Annotated in this window: 16 protein-coding genes; 5 read left to right on the top strand and 11 right to left on the bottom strand. The window is 58.7% G+C overall.

Going from position 1 to position 16008, the window contains the following annotated elements; translation table 11 throughout:
- Nucleotides 1-2 precede the first annotated feature (2 nt).
- The 5 genes from AC1RBR_RS24005 to AC1RBR_RS23985 all read right to left on the bottom strand — a co-directional run bounded on the left by AC1RBR_RS24005 (nt 3) and on the right by AC1RBR_RS23985 (nt 3373).
- Complete coding sequence (locus AC1RBR_RS24005) at nt 3-680, bottom strand: DUF1190 domain-containing protein (protein ID WP_492566904.1); 678 nt, start codon at nt 678-680, stop codon at nt 3-5.
- A gap of 17 nt (nt 681-697) precedes the next feature.
- Nucleotides 698-1123, bottom strand: coding sequence for a DUF350 domain-containing protein (locus AC1RBR_RS24000; protein ID WP_027614247.1), 426 nt, complete (start codon nt 1121-1123; stop codon nt 698-700).
- 15 nt (nt 1124-1138) lie between these two features.
- Nucleotides 1139-1789: a DUF2491 family protein gene (locus AC1RBR_RS23995; RefSeq protein WP_492566902.1), complete on the bottom strand. Its 651-nt coding sequence runs from the start codon at nt 1787-1789 to the stop codon at nt 1139-1141.
- Between the two features lie 199 nt (nt 1790-1988).
- Nucleotides 1989-2687 (bottom strand): PspA/IM30 family protein, encoded by a 699-nt coding sequence (locus AC1RBR_RS23990; protein ID WP_007966153.1) that lies wholly within the window; start codon nt 2685-2687, stop codon nt 1989-1991.
- A gap of 17 nt (nt 2688-2704) precedes the next feature.
- On the bottom strand, nt 2705-3373 hold the full coding sequence (locus AC1RBR_RS23985; protein WP_115986885.1) for a YjfI family protein: 669 nt from the start codon (nt 3371-3373) through the stop codon (nt 2705-2707).
- A gap of 572 nt (nt 3374-3945) precedes the next feature.
- On the opposite strand from AC1RBR_RS23985, the gene AC1RBR_RS23980 reads away from it, so the two are divergent.
- From AC1RBR_RS23980 to AC1RBR_RS23960, 5 genes are all read left to right on the top strand, one after another.
- Nucleotides 3946-5076: a HesA/MoeB/ThiF family protein gene (locus AC1RBR_RS23980; protein WP_492566900.1), complete on the top strand. Its 1131-nt coding sequence runs from the start codon at nt 3946-3948 to the stop codon at nt 5074-5076.
- Nucleotides 5077-6270: an MFS transporter gene (locus AC1RBR_RS23975; RefSeq protein WP_492566899.1), complete on the top strand. Its 1194-nt coding sequence runs from the start codon at nt 5077-5079 to the stop codon at nt 6268-6270. It abuts the gene before it with no gap.
- 90 nt (nt 6271-6360) lie between these two features.
- Nucleotides 6361-7095, top strand: a complete 735-nt coding sequence (locus AC1RBR_RS23970; protein WP_492566897.1) for an iron-containing redox enzyme family protein — start codon at nt 6361-6363, stop codon at nt 7093-7095.
- A 181-nt stretch (nt 7096-7276) separates the two neighbouring features.
- Nucleotides 7277-8386, top strand: a complete 1110-nt coding sequence (locus AC1RBR_RS23965; protein WP_492566895.1) for a DUF3182 family protein — start codon at nt 7277-7279, stop codon at nt 8384-8386.
- Entirely contained in the window at nt 8376-9134 is a 759-nt protein-coding gene (locus AC1RBR_RS23960) for an alpha/beta hydrolase family protein (protein WP_027614239.1), read from the top strand. Before AC1RBR_RS23965 ends, AC1RBR_RS23960 begins: the two co-directional genes overlap by 11 nt.
- Before the next feature lie 97 nt (nt 9135-9231).
- On the opposite strand, the gene AC1RBR_RS23955 is transcribed toward AC1RBR_RS23960, so the two are convergent.
- The 6 genes from AC1RBR_RS23955 to AC1RBR_RS23930 all read right to left on the bottom strand — a co-directional run bounded on the left by AC1RBR_RS23955 (nt 9232) and on the right by AC1RBR_RS23930 (nt 15781).
- The gene (locus AC1RBR_RS23955; protein ID WP_480403306.1) at nt 9232-10149 is read right to left on the bottom strand and encodes an IS110 family RNA-guided transposase; all 918 of its coding nucleotides are present in this window, start codon (nt 10147-10149) and stop codon (nt 9232-9234) included.
- Between the two features lie 250 nt (nt 10150-10399).
- A complete protein-coding gene (locus AC1RBR_RS23950) occupies nt 10400-11374 on the bottom strand; it encodes a lysylphosphatidylglycerol synthase domain-containing protein (protein WP_095139078.1) in 975 nt (324 codons plus the stop codon).
- Nucleotides 11371-12645: a cardiolipin synthase ClsB gene (clsB, locus tag AC1RBR_RS23945; protein ID WP_492566894.1), complete on the bottom strand. Its 1275-nt coding sequence runs from the start codon at nt 12643-12645 to the stop codon at nt 11371-11373. Before clsB ends, AC1RBR_RS23950 begins: the two co-directional genes overlap by 4 nt.
- The gene (locus tag AC1RBR_RS23940) at nt 12642-13439 is read right to left on the bottom strand and encodes an endonuclease/exonuclease/phosphatase family protein (protein WP_492566893.1); all 798 of its coding nucleotides are present in this window, start codon (nt 13437-13439) and stop codon (nt 12642-12644) included. Before AC1RBR_RS23940 ends, clsB begins: the two co-directional genes overlap by 4 nt.
- On the bottom strand, nt 13436-14362 hold the full coding sequence (locus AC1RBR_RS23935) for a DUF72 domain-containing protein (RefSeq protein ID WP_492566891.1): 927 nt from the start codon (nt 14360-14362) through the stop codon (nt 13436-13438). The genes AC1RBR_RS23940 and AC1RBR_RS23935 overlap by 4 nt, the downstream gene beginning before the upstream one ends.
- A 213-nt stretch (nt 14363-14575) precedes the next feature.
- Entirely contained in the window at nt 14576-15781 is a 1206-nt protein-coding gene (locus AC1RBR_RS23930; protein WP_492566889.1) for an MFS transporter, read from the bottom strand.
- Nucleotides 15782-16008 lie beyond the last annotated feature (227 nt).

Below are 16008 nucleotides of genomic sequence, written 5' to 3'. Positions count from 1 at the left end.
GGTCAGCTGCTCGAACTGCCCCAGCCGCCCCAACCGCTGCGCGCGGAAGACTGGCTGCCGAAGCCGCCGCGGGACGTCGACGAAGCGACGTTGACCGGTTTGCTCCGGGTGCTGTCGTAGCGGGTGTCGGTGCGGATAGCCGGTGCCGATTCGATTTTGCGGTACTGCGTCGAGGTGTTGTAGGTCTGGCGCGTATCGCGATCGCGATAGACCGTGCGATTGGCGTTGTTGCTCATCGCATTGCCGATCAGCCAGCCCGTCAGCCAACCGTTGCCGCCGCCGGACGAGTGAGATGTACTTTGTGAGTTCTGCGCGGCGGCGGCTTCACCGGCAGGCATCTGCGCATTGGCAAGCGCATTCAGGTCCTGTGGCGCCTCGCCGTTCTGCGGCACCTTGAAGCCGCCGAGCTTCGGCACGAAGCGGCCATCGGAGTTTTTCTGGCACCAGTCGGCGGCGAAGTCGGCGTCGCACTTGGCCTTGTCATCGTAGGCCGGCGCAATACGTCGATGTTCGGTCAATGCCGCGACGTAGGCGTTGGAGCAGACGTCGGCGGCCACTTCGGCGCCGACGCACTCCTCGACAGATTGGAAGCGTTGCTGCTCCTGCGCGGTAACCTCGCCGGAAATCGCCAGCGCCACCGAAGCGGCGAGGGACAGTTGAACGTACTTGCTGCGTTTCATCGAAGGCTTCCTGCCGATCAGTTGGACGGGGTCATGCACGCGGCGTTGAGCATGCCGACGCTGATAGCCACCGCGGCCACGTAGATTCCCGAGGCGATTTCACCGTTGGCGATACGCTGCGACGTGCCCTTGAGCACCAGCCCCGTGGCGAGGAATGCCAGCAATTGCACCACGGCAGCAATCACCGCCCACAGCACAAAATCGAGGACGTTGACCGAAAACGCGATGACATTGCTGGCCGGAATCGCGAAGCCGATGATCGCGCCCGCCAGAGCGATGGCGGCAGCGATGTTGCCGGAGCGAATCAGCTCGAACTCTTTGTGTGGCGTGATACGGGTGTAGACGAACTGGAACAGCATGAACAGCAACACGGCGCCGATCAGGTAGACGACGAAACCGACCAGTGCGGTCTTGTTCAGGGAAACGGCCAGCACTTCCAGCATGGAAAACTTCCTTATTTAAATGGTGCTCAAATCAGTCGTGTACAGCGAAATGCCCAGCGAGGTGCTCAGGCTGACGGTGCCTTCCTCGTCCTGTTCGACGGAGAACAGCAGCAATTCGCGGCGATCGGTCAGGCCGGTCTCGCGCGCGTAAAGCATGGAGTGGTGTTCGATGGTGTAGCTCTCGTCCGGGTTGACCACGTGTTCGGTCATCGGTACGAGTTCGGTCTGGCCCTGCTCGGTGCCCCATTCGCGGCTGTACTGGACGCCGTCGTGGATGTAGATCGGCAGGCCGATCGGGCTTGCGGGGCCGGCCAGGCGCTGCAGCTCGGCGTCACTGTTGACGGTCACGTAGCTGAGGTAGTTGAACAGGGTGACCGACTCGATCTGGTCGTCACCGGTGACGTGGATCTGCAGCCAGAAGTCTTCGTTATTGAGGTAGTAGCGATGCAGCTTGTTGGATTGGCCGAGGTCGATCCAGCCGGCGCTCCAGATTGCCTCTGCAGCCGGAACCTGTACCGAGGTGCTGCCATCAAGCAGCAAGGCCAGGGTCGAATCGAATCGCACGCCTTTGCCTTGTGCCATCCCGAGTGGGCCACTGGCAACGGTTGGCGTTGGCGCAGCGGTCTGCCAGTTGCTGGTGCCCAGCAAGTCTTTGAACCATCCCATGGGTACATTCCTTGAGGCGGGTGGAGGTGTTCGTCGTAAAAAGCGCCGCCAGTGTACCGGGCCGGGCGACGAACGAGCAGGCAAAATGCAAATGTTGTGGGTGCGAAAAACTGTAGGAGCTGCCGCAGGCTGCGATCTTTTGATCTTGAATCCAGATCAAAAGATCGCAGCCTGCGGCAGCTCCTACAGGAGGGCGGTTTTACTGAGCTGACTTTTGCTTCAGACGCTCAAGGATCGCATTGGCGCTGCCTTCGTTCGGCGTGATGCCGGCGTCGCGCAGTTTGCGTTCCAGGTCATTGCCGGTAGAAGCGTCAGCCAGTTCATCGGCGGCACTCAGCTCGGCAGCGCGTTGCTGCTGCTTGGCCTGCAGACGGTTCAGCGTGCCGACAGCGGTTTCCAGCTTGCCGTTGGCACCGCCGCTGGCGATGGACGCGCTGACCTGCGCCTTTTGCACGCTTTCACGGGCCTTGGCCATGTCCACTTGCTGGCGCAGGCTCTTGATCCGCGACTCGGCCTTGCTGATGTCCTTGCGCATGTTTTCGGCGTAGGTGCCGAACTCGTCGCTCTGGGCTTTCTCGGCGGTCAGGTCGTTGGTCAGGGTCGAAATCGCTTCGGCCACTTCCATGGCCAGGTCTTCGCGGCCGGCGTTCAGTGCGGAAACCGCCTTGGCTTCCAGATCCTTGATCTTGGCGTCGTACTCGCTCACGCGATCAGCGGCCAGCTTGTGCTTGGCCATGATGGTGACCAGCTCACGGCGGGCGTTCGACAGCGCGGTGTCGGCGTCGCGGATTTCCTGATCGAGGATGCGCAGGGCCTGTTGGTCGACGATCGCTTCGCCGACTTCATTGGCGCCGCCGCGCAGAGCGGTGAACAACTTGCTCCAGATGGACTGAGTCATTGGATATTCCCTGTTGATTACTTGAAGAAGTGTTCGAAGGCTTCGCTCGCGCGCTGCACGTTGTCGACCAGGGTTTTCACCTCGGTGACGACGTTGGTCAGGCTCGAGTCGGCGCTGAGGGCGCCAAACATGTTGTAAACGGTCTGCCCGTTGGGCATCGACTCGATGCCGATCGACGACAGCGGGAACATTTCCCGGCTGCGCAGCACGGCGTCGTTGAAGGCGTGCACGTCAGTGATCGAATCGATATCCACCAGCACGGTGTCGACGATGATCTGCTGACCAGCCAAGGCGATGTGAATCGGCAGACCGCCGAATTCGTTCATTTCCAGCCTGATGCTGGGTTCGGAGCTCTGGATCAGAGACAGCGTGATCTCCTGCGAAGCCACCTCGTCCAGTGCCTTGAGGGCGTTGAAGAGGCTATCGATGTTCCAGTTGTTGCCTGCGCTCATGTAATTCTCCGACATGAATGAGCCAGCCAGAATCGGTTGGCGTAGCTGTTGCTCCATCTGCTTGAGCAAGCTTCGGTTTTCCGGAAGCACCCAAGTTTCGTGTTTTACATAACCGGCGGCAGCCAGGCCCGCGCGCATCTGCTTCATGTAGAAGCTCGACGGCTTTTTCGCGGACGGTTTCGAGCGCTCTCCCTGTGGGCTCTCTGATGCAACGGTGGGGGAGCGACTTTTCATGGCAATGACTCCGTTATGAACATCTCACGCGTGAGCCACACTACAACCAATTCAAAATGCCATCAATGGCTCACGCGTGAGATTTTTTCGGTCTGTGGAAATCGCTGATGAGGTGTGGTCGCAAGCGTTGTCCCGGGTGGAGAGTGTGTTTCTGATTAATCACTGATGTTTATTGTCTGGAAGGCGAATTTATTTTCAATTCTCCCGCTGTGAATCTTCATTGTTTAAATATTGAAGATAATTCCTACATTGTTTTTGTATGTTTCCGTAAGAGGTAATTGCGACACTTGGCAAGAGTGTAGGAAGTGTGTTTGGTGTGAGTAATATTAAGAAACAAGCTCGGTTCGCAACCACTAAAAACTTGTTCTAGTTTTGGGGTGTGCACACCTTCACCCCGGTGGAAAAACAGCTTGGACCACCGGCCCTTCAACTTTTGAGGAAATCATTATGACTTTCGAAAAAGCATCTTCCGCTGGCGATTCTCAGATCGGCTGATCTGATCAGTAAGAACCGGGGCCTTCGCGGCCCTGGTTCTTTTACTAACTTGTTTTAATAGCGATCGAGGCTCGAATATGAAGCTTTGTCTTAAACCGACGATTATTCCGTTCAAACTTGATGGTCAGGTAGTTCTGCGTTTTAACGGTCAATACGCAAAAATCCCCGACCTACACGGTGCTGTCTGGGAGTTCATCAAGGCACTTGATGGCCGTACACCCTATGAGGAGTTGATTACCCAGGTGGCAGACCGTTATCCCGGGGTGGGTCAGGACGAAATCCATAGCGTTGCGCAAGATCTGATCAAATACCGGCTGGTCGAAAGTCCGGATGCCTTTGAAACGACTTCACTTTCGGATCATGATCGCATCAGATTTTCCCGCAACATCGACTTTTTCGGGTCGATGGCGGCTGTGGGCGAGAACAAGTTCACCCCGCAGGAAAAACTGCGCGCGGCCAGGGTCTGCGTACTGGGCTGCGGTGGTCTGGGCACCCATATCCTGTTCGACCTGGTGGCGCTGGGCGTCCACCACTTGACGATCCTCGATTTTGACACGATCGAGATGAGCAATTTGAACCGGCAGATCCTTTACAAGGAAACCGACGTTGGCATGCCGAAGGTTGCAACGGCCAGGCGCAGGTTGCTTGAATTCAACAGTCACCTCGACATTACTGCTCACGAAACCCGCCTTCAGTCGGCGCAAGACGTCGCCGGCATCGTACGCGGTCACGATATTGTGATTTGTGTCGCTGATAAACCCGCGAACTACATGGCCGACTGGCTGAATGAGGCCTGTGTTGAACAGGGCGTACCCTTCATTTCAGGCGGACTTGATGTACGCCGCTCGGTGTTTTATTCGGTGGTGCCTGGCTCCTCGGGCTGCGGTGCTTGCTGGCTGACGTCGGCGCGTAACAAGAGCAGCCTGGTGAACAGCGTTTCGACCATGGCCAAACAGTACGACATCTCTTATGAGCATCCCGGCCCGGCTCTTGTGACTTTGGTGGCCGTCACCGCTGGGATGATGGTTAGCGAAACGGTCAAGATCATCACCGGCTGCCAACCGCCACAATTGACCAACAAGCTCAAGGAATTCACATTCGACGACCTGGACGTCAGCGTTGCTGAAGTCTGGCAACAGAATCCGGACTGCACGGTGTGTGGACATCTCGCGAACGCGCAACGGTCGCGGCAGGCGGAGACCGTCTAAATGTTCAAACTCCTGGCGTCCTATGCCATCACGTCCATCTGTTCATGGGCCATCGCGTTTCTGATCCCGCTTTATGTTTATGAGCAGACAGGCTCCCCAGTCTGGACGTCGCTGGCTTTTTTCGCCGCGATGGCGCCCTACATACTGGTCACGCCCTTCGCCGGTGTATGGAGTGATCGCTACAGCAAACGGCGTTTTCTGATCGGTGGTGATCTGATCAACATCGTCACCGGCTGCCTTATATATGCTGCCGTGAATACGCTGTCCGGGAACAGCTTGAGTACCACCCTGTTACTGCTGAGCTTTCTGTTGGCAAGCGTCGGCGCCACCCACCACCCGGTCTTCCAGAGTATTGCGCCCGCACTGATCGAAGGGCCCAAGCTCCACCGGTTCAATGCAATCGTCAATGCCAGTGACAACATCATTCGCATCGTTGCACCAATCGGCGTTGCAGCCTTGCTGGCCTTCAGTAGCAAGGAGCAGTTGCTGATTGGCAGCATTGTCGGATTTGCGCTATCCCTGCCGCTTTGCTTCTTGCTGAAAGAGCAGGGTAAGCCTGCGCCTGCCACCACGCGGGTATTCACGGAAATCAAAGCCGGACTGCTGTATGTCATCCAGCAGCGAGAACTGTGTTCTTTTGTCATGCTGTTCTTTTTCTGCAATTTCGGTTTTGCCTTGATCGGTGCCAGCCTTGTCTATGTCTACACAACGCTACTGGCCGTGCCATTGAGTGATGTCGGCTATTACTACGGGCTCATTGGTGCGGGTGCCGTCGCCGGATCGGCTATGGGTGCGTTTCTGGTGAAGAGATATCCGGCCGGCATTCTTATCCGTCGAAGCTGTTTGCTGGCCGGAGTGTTCACGCTGATGGGGGCGATGGCCAACGATCCGTGGTCACTTTCGGCACTGTGGGCGCTTTCTACCGGTTGCCAATCCGTGGTGGTCATCGCTTTTTTCACCTATCGCCAGCAAGTGGTTCCGCAAACCATTCTTGGGCGAACGGTAGGAGTTACACGGCTCATTTCCTACCTCGCGATTCCGCCGGCGAGCCTTCTGAGTGGATGGCTGTTACTGCATTTTTCGAGCAGCGCTGTGATTCTTGCGTCAGGCGGTCTGTGCATCATTTTCGCCTCTCTATGTGCTTACTTTCTGGCCAGGTTTGAGCGCCCGGTCATTTACAGCGACGCACAATGAATACGGTTTTGTAAGTTTTTCGGGGTTTCGGAATAACTGGAAAGTTTCGATCAGTTGGATGGCTGATAAAGAATTAAAAGGAATTTAAAGTTGGATAAAGACAAAGAGTTGAATGGCGGCGGTAGGGCGAAGGTCATTAAATTCATAACCGGAGGCACATTATGGGACGAATGGCTGGACGCTGATGCGTTAGATGGATTGGTTAATCATGAACTGTTGCTGGCAATGCAAGACGGTCATGTTTCTCTGCAGGGGATGCGTTACTTTCTGATCCAGCATCATTACTACTCGCGAAACTTTACCCGCTTTCTGTGTGCGATCATCAATCGCCTCGAATCCCTTGACGACATCAAATTGCTGATGGAAAACATGCAGGAGGAAATGGGCATTGATGGTGACAACAAGCTTACACATGCCGAGCTGTTTCAAAGGTCGCTACGGATCCTGGGCACCCATCCCTTGGCTGAATTGCCTTTACCTCAGACCGTGGATTTCACCCAATGCATCATGCAGCTTTGCCGCAGTGAAAATCCTGTCGAGGGCCTCGCGGCGCTCTGCTTGGGAGCCGAAGCCATTGTGCCGCTGATTTACCGACCGATTCTGCTGGCGCTGGAGGGACTGAACATCAGTGAGGAAGGCCTGGAGTTCTTTCGCTTGCACATCGAAGAGGATGAGGATCATGCGATTACCATGTTGGGAATTCTGCAGCGACTGACTCACCAGACTCCTGAGGCCAAGCGGCTTGCGATTCAAACCGGGCGTCAGGCTATGCTAAAACGTTGTGTCATGTTCGATGCCATCTGGAAGGAAGTCAGTCAGCAGTAGCTGGCGACCCGTTTCGTGCAAATTGCCGCGGATTCGCTGGCAGTCGTGCAGATTGAAACAGGCCTGATGCCACCATGCTTGTTCCAAGCGATTGAATCATTGGGCATTCCCGGCGCCAGGCGATTGGCCTGATCTCTGCACTTCTCTCATTACATTCATCAAGTGGCTTGAAGGGGGAAGCATGACCCCGATGTCGAGCAGGAAAGTGGTCGTTGCCCATTCGGTTCGTGCCGGGGCGCCGCAACATGAAGTGCAGACCAACAAGGCTCTGGCCCGCTGGCTGGCGCAGATTCTGGGGCTCAGCTTCGGCGGAAGTTTTGACCCGCAGAAGCATCGCGGTCGCGATTTGTATTGGCTGCCGACCCAGACCATTGTCGGCGCGGCCAGCGCGCGCAATCTGGGGATCAAGGGCCCCGGCGATTTGTGGGGCGGGTACGTCGAACACGATTTCATTTGCACCAAAGCCATCAGTCACGGCTTGCGCAGTCATCTGGCTCACGCGCCACAGGGCTGGGCGCCGCAATTCTCCGAGCGCGTGCGCGACGTGGTGCTCGACGGCTTGACGGTGTTTGCCGTGGAAGATGCGCGGCCCGCCGCCGAGCATCTGCTGTACGGCGGGCCGATCCGCCTGAAGCCGATTCACGCATGCGCCGGTCGTGGCCAAGAAGTAATCAACAGCCTCGACGCGTTCGATGAAGTGCTCGCCCGTGCGGAGGCTGCCGAGCTGTTTCGCGATGGCGTGGTGCTCGAACAGGACTTGAGCAAGGTCTTCACCCACAGCGTCGGCCAGTCATTCATCGGCGACAAAGTGCTGAGCTACTGCGGTGATCAATACTTGACCAAGGATGCCCATGGCGAAGATGTCTATGGTGGTTCGAATCTGCTGGTAGTGCAGGGCGGCTACGAAAATCTGCTGGCGCTGGACTTGCCGGACGATGTGCGACTGGCCATCCAGCAGGCACAGGTTTTCGATCGGGCGGCAGACGAGGCATACCCGGGTTTCTACGCCTCACGTCGCAACTACGACATTGCCCAAGGGCTGGACAGCAATGGCAAACCCCGCAGCGGGGTGCTCGAACAATCCTGGCGCATGGGCGGTGCCAGCAGCGCTGAATTGGCCGCGTTGCAAAGCTTCGTCAATGATCCGCAGATGCCCGCGATCCGCGTGTCGACCGTAGAAACCTATAGCGATGTAAGCCTGCCGGCGGACGCCATCGAAATCTATCGCGGGCCAGCGGAGAACAGCGACTTCCTTCTCAAATACGTAACGGTCAAATCTTATGACGGCTAGAAGCGAAAGCATTCAGATCGACATTGATGACGAACAGATGAGCGGGACGTTTCTCAGTCCAAAATCGAAAGTCCCCGGCGTGTTGTTTGTGCACGGTTGGGGCGGTAGCCAGGAACGTGACCTTGAGCGCGCCAAGGGCATCGCCGGTCTCGGTTGTGTATGCCTGACCTTCGACCTGCGCGGCCACACCGGCGGCACCGGCATTCCGCTGACCCGGGTGACGCGCGAAGACAACCTTCGTGACCTGCTCGCAGCCTACGACCGTCTGCTGGCGCATCCGGCGCTCGATACCTCGGCGATTGCGGTGGTTGGCACAAGCTACGGCGGTTACCTCGCTTCGATCCTCACCTCGTTGCGTCCGGTGCGCTGGCTGGCGCTGCGGGTACCGGCGCTGTATCGCGACGAGCAATGGCACACGCCCAAGCGTGAACTGGACAAGGCCGATCTGCGCGACTATCGGGCGACGTTGGTCCGTGCAGACAGCAACCGTGCGCTGCACGCCTGTTCGCAGTTCACCGGGGATGTGTTGCTGGTGGAATCGGAAACCGATGACTACGTGCCCCACGCGACGATCATGAGTTACCGCGCCGCCTGTCAGCAGACGCATTCGCTGACGCACCGGATCATCGACGGCGCCGACCATGCCTTGAGCGAGCCGGTTTCGCAGCAGGCTTACACCTCGATTCTGGTGGACTGGATTACCGAGATGGTGGTCGGGGAGCGGTTGAGCATTATTCAGTCCACATGATTTGTGGTGTCTCTTCGGACGCCTTCGCGAGCAAGCCCGCTCCCACATTTGGAATGCTTTCTACCTGTGGGAGCAACTGTCTTACTGCGACCGTTCGTCACCGCCACTCTGTGCCGTCTCGCAGCATGGCATTCAATCTGATCAGCAGTATTCGCATGCAGGCGATGAGCGCGACTTTCGCGCTCTTGCCTCGTTCTCTTAGTGATTCATAGCGGGCCTTGAAATCGGCTTGATGGCGGATAACGACCCAGCACGACATGTAAAGCGCACGTCTGACGCGTGCTCTCCCTCCGTAAATCTGACGTTTCCCGCTGTGATTACCGCTGTCGTCGTTATAGGGGGCGATTCCCGCCAAGGCGGCGATCTCCCTGCGATCCAGCTCGCCGAGTTCGGGTAGATAAACCATCAAGCTGGCGGTCGCCACAGTGCCGATGCCTTTGACGGAGATAAGCCGATCGGCTTTTTCCGCATCCAGCTCACGCATGCTTCGATCAATGGCTTTGCCAAACTGTTTGATCTGAGTCTGCAGGTAGCGAATATGATCCTTGATCGCCTCTATGGCCGCGGGCAACTGGGCCTGTTGCAGCCGGCGCTTGTTGTCATCACGCTGCTGGACGAAGTGCTCGCGTAATTGAATCAACTCGCGCAGGGCTTCACGCTCAGGCGAGATGGGCTTTTCGCGAGACGCATGCAACGCTTCGGCAAAGTCGGCGAGAACCGCCGCGTCGATGGGATCGGTTTTGGCGTTCTTGCCCATTGCTACGGCAAAGGCTCTGGCCCGGCGAGGATTGATCCTCAACACGCTGAAACTTGCCTGCTGCAATGCCGCCATGACCTTGCGTTCATAGCCGCCTGTGGCTTCCAGCAATACACGGCCAACCGTGTACTGAGCTAAACGTGCGATCAGCACATCAAAGCCTTCAACCGTATTGGGAACTTCAAAGCCGTCTTTCTGTGGTTGAACCCAGACGACGAGATTGGATTTGGAGATATCGATGCCGACCCAGGAAATCATGGCAAAACCCTCTTACACTCAGAAGTGAGAGTGCTCTGGCTTTGCCCACGCTTGTGATTCGAGTGGCGCTCGTCCAACTGTTCGGGCTTAGGGGCCAGAGTAGAAAGGTGGATGGCAGCTTTGCTCCCACTCGTGCTTTAAGCACCGCGGACTCACAGCTTGCCATCCACCCTCTCACCCCAGAGTTTATCCCCTTACTCAGACACAAGCGGGCTTGCTCGCGAAGGGGCCATCAGCCATAACCAAAAACTCAGGAGGGCGTCTTCTCGATTCGCAACGCCTTGGCCTTGGCCTCGACCAGCAGATACATCACCACCGTAATCAACAACGGCAGCAGAAAATAAATCGCCCGATACGCCAGTAACCCCGCCACCAGACTGCCCCGCGAAGCCTCGTGCTGCAGCAGCGCGACGAACACCGCTTCCAGCACCCCGAGCCCCGCCGGAATGTGGGTGATGACCCCGGCAATCGCGCTGATCAGCAGCACGCCGAGCACCAACGGGTAATCCAGTTTGCTCGGCAGCAGAGTGAAAATCACCGCCGCCATCAACGACCAGTTCAGCGCACCGAGCAGCAATTGCAGGGCGGCCATGCGTAGGGATGGCAGGTTGATTTCCACCCCGCGGATCGACCACTCGCGGCGCTTGGAAAACTGGCAAGCGGCGAGGTAACCGGCACTCACCAGCAACAGCAACACACCGATGCCCTGCAATGCGCCACTGCTGATTTTCCAGCCCGGCGGCATGCTCACCAGGCCGCTGCTGAACACCACGCCGGCAATCGTCATGTAGCCGAACCAGTTGGTGGCCAGGCTCAGGCCGAGAATCTTGGCGATGTTGCTTTTGCTCACCCCCAGGCGCGAATACAGCCGATAGCGCATGGCAATCCCGCCGACCCAGGCGCTGAGATTGAGGTTGAACGCATAGCTGATGATCCCCACCGGAAGGATCTGTTTCCAGGTCAGGTCCTGGCGAATGTAGGTGCGGCCGATCAGGTCGAAACTGGCGTACGTGAGAAAGCTCAACAAGGTCAGGCTGGCGGCGATGATCAGCGTGCGCACCTTGAAGTCGGCCAGGGTTTGCAGGACTTCCGCCCATTCGATACGCGTGGCGAACATCGTCAGCAACACGATCAACGCAAGGAAAAACAGCAGCGTCAGCGGACGTTTCCAGCGACTCCATCGAGAGTGAGTCGCTGGCGCCGAGTGTGCGTGGGAGTGGCTCATGACGTGCGCCCTCGAAACGGCTTGAGCCGCGGTTTATGCGCCGGCAGCCAACCGGCCATCGCCGGAAAATGCCGCAGGAAGTGGAACACCAGAAATCCCACGGTCATGTGCCAGATCCGCCCGCGCGGGGACATGCTGGCATCCATCGCCTTGCAGTGGTTCTGGCTCAGGTCTTCGAGGCGCTGGAACAGATGCTGATTGAACGCGCGATCACGGATCAGCACGTTGGCTTCCAGATTCAGTGACAGGCTCAACGGGTCGAGATTGCTCGAGCCGACGGTGCTCCATTCCTCATCCACCAATGCGACTTTACCGTGTAGCGGGCGCTGGCAATATTCGTGGATCTGCACGCCGGCCTTGAGCAGGTAGTCGTAGGTCATGCGCGCGGCCAGTTTCGCCACCAGCATGTCCGGCTGGCCTTGCAGGATCAGTCGCACCTCCACGCCACGGCGCGCGGCATTGCGGATCTCGCGCAGCAGGCGGTAGCCGGGGAAGAAGTAGGCGTTGGCGATCACCACCCGGCGTTTGGCCCGGCGCAATGCGTGCAAGTACACATCTTCGATGTCGGTGTGGTGCTGATCGTTATCACGAAACACCAGGCGTACCTGACCGTCGTGATCGTTGAAAGCCATGTCCGCCCGGCGCTGACGCCGGCGCTGCCACCAGAACCGTGCGCGTCCCGGACGACCACTTTGCAGCAGGGCGAAATGATGGATGTCAGCGACCGCCGGCCCTTGAACCTGCACCGCGTAATCCTGCTTTGCTTCGGGGCCGAAATCGGCCAGGTGATCGCCGGAGAAGTTGATCCCGCCAATGAACGCGATCAGTCCGTCGACCACCACGATCTTGCGGTGCAGACGGCGGAACCAGTTGGTGCGAAAACCCAAGTGTTTGGGCGCCGGGTCAAATATCTGCAGGTGCACGCCGGCGTCGCTCAGTGCCGCGAGATAAGCGGTGGTCAATTCACCACAACCAAAACCGTCAAGGCTGACGGTGGTGCGCACGCCACGCCGCGCGGCGTCGATCAAAATCTGCTGCAACTCTGCGCCGACCTTGTCTTCGAAAACGATGAAGGTCTCCAGCAGAATTTCACTCTTCGCCGCGCGCATGGCGTCGAATACCCGGGGGAAATATTCCTCGCCGTTCTCCAGCAACTCGACGCGGTTGTTGCCCTGCCAGCCGTACTCGACATCGACATGTCCGGGCTCGCGTACCGGCGGGTTGATGCTGATCGGTTCCACGGCGGATTTCTCCAGCGGTGCGCTGCTCATAGTTCGATCTCCACCGATAACGGGACGTGGTCGGAAAGGTGTGACCAGGGTCGGTTGGCCAGGACTTTCGGTTGGCTGGCCTTGAGGTTGCGTACATAAATACGATCGAGCCGCAGCGTCGGCAGACGCGCCGGAAAGCTGCGCGCCGGTTTGCCGTGATGCTCGGCGAACACCTCGCGCAGGCCGCAGGGTTCAAGCAACGCGTCGGCGCGCTGGCGCCAGTCGTTGAAGTCACCGGCGACGATCACCGGCGCGTTATCCGGCAGCTCCGCCAAACGCTCGCCGAGCAGTTTCAATTGCGCATTGCGATGGCTTTCGCGCAGGCCCAGATGTACGCAGATCGCATGCACTTCGACGCCATCGCCCGGCATGCGCAGCACGCAATGCAGCAGGCCACGGTTCTCGTGGCCGCTGATCGACACGTCGAGGTTGTCGTGGCGGATGATCTGGAATTTCGACAGCAATGCGTTGCCGTGATCGCCCTCCGGGTACACCGCGTTGCGCCCGTAGGCGAACTGCGGCCAGAGGCTGTCGGCGAGGAACTCGTACTGCGGCATCGTCGGCCAGTTGCTGTAGCGCTTGGGATGATGTTCGTGGGTGCCGTGAACTTCCTGCAGGAACACCACGTCGGCGGCCACGCTGCGCACCGCTTCGCGCAACTCCGGGAGGATGAAACGTCGATTGAGGGCGGTGAAGCCTTTGTGTGTGTTGACCGTCAGCACGGTGAAACGACGCACCGACACTTCAACGCTGGTCTGCTCGTCGGTGACCCCGACCGGCTCTGGAATACTCATGCCAGCACCCCTTCGGCAGCCGGTTCGCCGGGGTTGGTGGCGAGCGTTTTATCCAGCTCGAATCGGTGAAGCAAACTGCGCGCGTCGTAGGGCGCGCGGACTTTGATGTCGTTGTCGAAGTAGCAGAACACTTCGCGGGATTTACGTGCCCGAGGCTTGAGGCGCGGCGCGATCAGGTGCGCATCGCCGGGTTGCCGGCCGTGATGCCAGGCGTCGATGCGTTTGGCCCAGTTGTTCAACGCGGCGTCGGTGTAACCGCTGGCATAAAGCTCCTCGGCACCGTGCAGACGCAGGTAGACAAAATCACTGGTGAGGTCTTCACGGTACGGCCATTTGCCGGCGGTGTCGGCGATCACCAGAGCGGTGTTGTAGCGTTTCAACAGCCGCACAAAGTCGGGATCGATGAAGGTGTCGTTGCGGATCTCCACCGCATGGCGCAGCGGTTTTTTGCGCCAGGCTTTGAGGCTGGCGTGGCCGTGCAGATGCGAGTCGTGCTGGCGGGCGAGGGCGGCAGCGGCCTCGGTATCGTGGGGCAACAATGAGAGGAAGTGTTCGAAGCGCTCGGGGTCGAATTTGAAGTTCGGCGGAAACTGCCAGAGGATCGGCCCGAGCTTTTCCTTGAGCTCCAACACCCCGGAGGCGAAGAAATTCGCCAGCGGCTTTTCGATCTCGCGCAAGCGCCGGACGTGGGTGATGAAGCGTGGCGCCTTGACGCTGAATACGAAGTCGTCCGGTGTTTCGTTGTACCACTGCGCGTAACGTTCGGGTCGTTGCAGCGCGTAGAACGATCCATTGATTTCGATGCTGTTGACCGCCCGCGAAGCGAATTGCAGTTCGCGCTTCTGCGCCAGTCCTTTCGGATAGAAATCCCCGCGCCACGGAACGTAGCGCCAGCCGGAAATACCGATGTGAATCGTTGCCATGCCGCCCTCCCGTTGTCAGTCCTCGTACAGCCTGTGTCTGCTGATGACTGCGGGCGGTTCGGGAAAGTTTCGGTGGCTTTACGGACGGTACATTCTCAAGAACACCATGCAACCAATGTGGGAGGGGGCTTGCTCCCGAAAGCGGTGTATCAGTCGCCATTGATGCTGACTGACCCTCCGCCTTCGGGAGCAAGCCCCCTCCCACAGGGTTACTCAATGACCCGTGAATACTCGGTCTTGAGCCGGTTCGGCATAGACCGGGCCGAGGCGATCCAGTCGCCCGCTCCACGCGGTCAGCGCCAACGCCAGCAACACCACCAGGCCACCGATCCATGCTGTGTGAATCAGGCCCAAATGCTCGACAATCAACCCGCCGCCCCACGCACCACCGGCAATCCCCAGGTTGAACGCAGCAATGTTCAGCCCCGATGCCACATCCACCGCCTGTGGCGTGTGGTGTTCAGCCTGACGCACCACATACACCTGCAGCCCCGGCACGTTGCCGAACGCCACCGCGCCCCACACTAGAACCGTCGCCAACGCCAGCCATGGATTTCCGGCGGTGAAGGTCAGCACGAACAACACGGCGGCGAGCAGGGCGAAGATGATTTTCAGGGCGCTGATCGGCCCGCGTTTGTCCGCCAGTTTGCCGCCCCAGATGTTGCCGACCGCCACCGACACGCCGTACACCAGCAACACCAGGCTGACGGTGCCGGCGCTGAAACCGGAGAGGTCCTGCAGGATCGGCGCGAGGAAAGTGAAGGCGATGAACGAGCCGCCGTAACCGATCGCGGTCATCGCGTACACCAGCAGCAGACGCGGTTGTTTCAGCACTTGCAGTTGCTGCAGCAAGGACGCCGGTTTGCTGTGGGCGATGTTGTTCGGCACATACAGCAGGCTGCCGATGAAGGCGATCACACCCAGCGCCGAGACGGCGAGGAAGGTTTCGCGCCAGCCGAAATGCTGACCGATGAACGTGCCCAGCGGCACGCCTGTGACCAAGGCCACGGTGAGGCCGGTGAACATGATCGCGATCGCGCTGGCGGCTTTTTCCTTGGGCACCAGACTGGTGGCGATGGTCGAGCCGATAGAGAAGAACACCCCATGTGCCAGACCCGTGACGATCCGCGCCAGCACCAGCGATTCATAACTCGGCGCCAGCCACGCCAGCAGGTTGCCGAGGGTGAAGAGCACCATCAGCGATAGCAGCAACAGTTTGCGCGGGACTTTGCCGGTGAGGGCGGTCAGCACCGGGGCGCCAATGGCAACGCCCAGTGCATACAGACTGACCAGCAGCCCGGCGGACGGCAGGCTGACGCCGAGATCGGCGCCGATGGTGGGTAACAGGCCGACGATGACGAACTCGGTCGTCCCGATGGCGAATGCGCTGAGGGTCAGCGCGAGCAAGGCGATGGGCATGACTGCACTCCGGTAGAGGTTGAATGGAGCGCAGTGTCGGGGTTTGGGTTGTGCGGAAAAATACGGGGTTGGGCATTTGATATTTGCCTTGGACGCAAAGGTCAAAAGCGCTCCCCCTCACCCCAACCCTCTCCCCCAAAGGGGCGAGGGGAAAGGGAGCTGATCTCGGTTGCACTCAATATTGAGTTCGGCTGGATATTTCAAGTCGATTTAGCTCGAGAGCACAA

This window comes from Pseudomonas sp. GW823-FHT01D03, from assembly GCF_058798255.1.
This window is presented reverse-complemented; position numbering and strand designations above follow the sequence as displayed.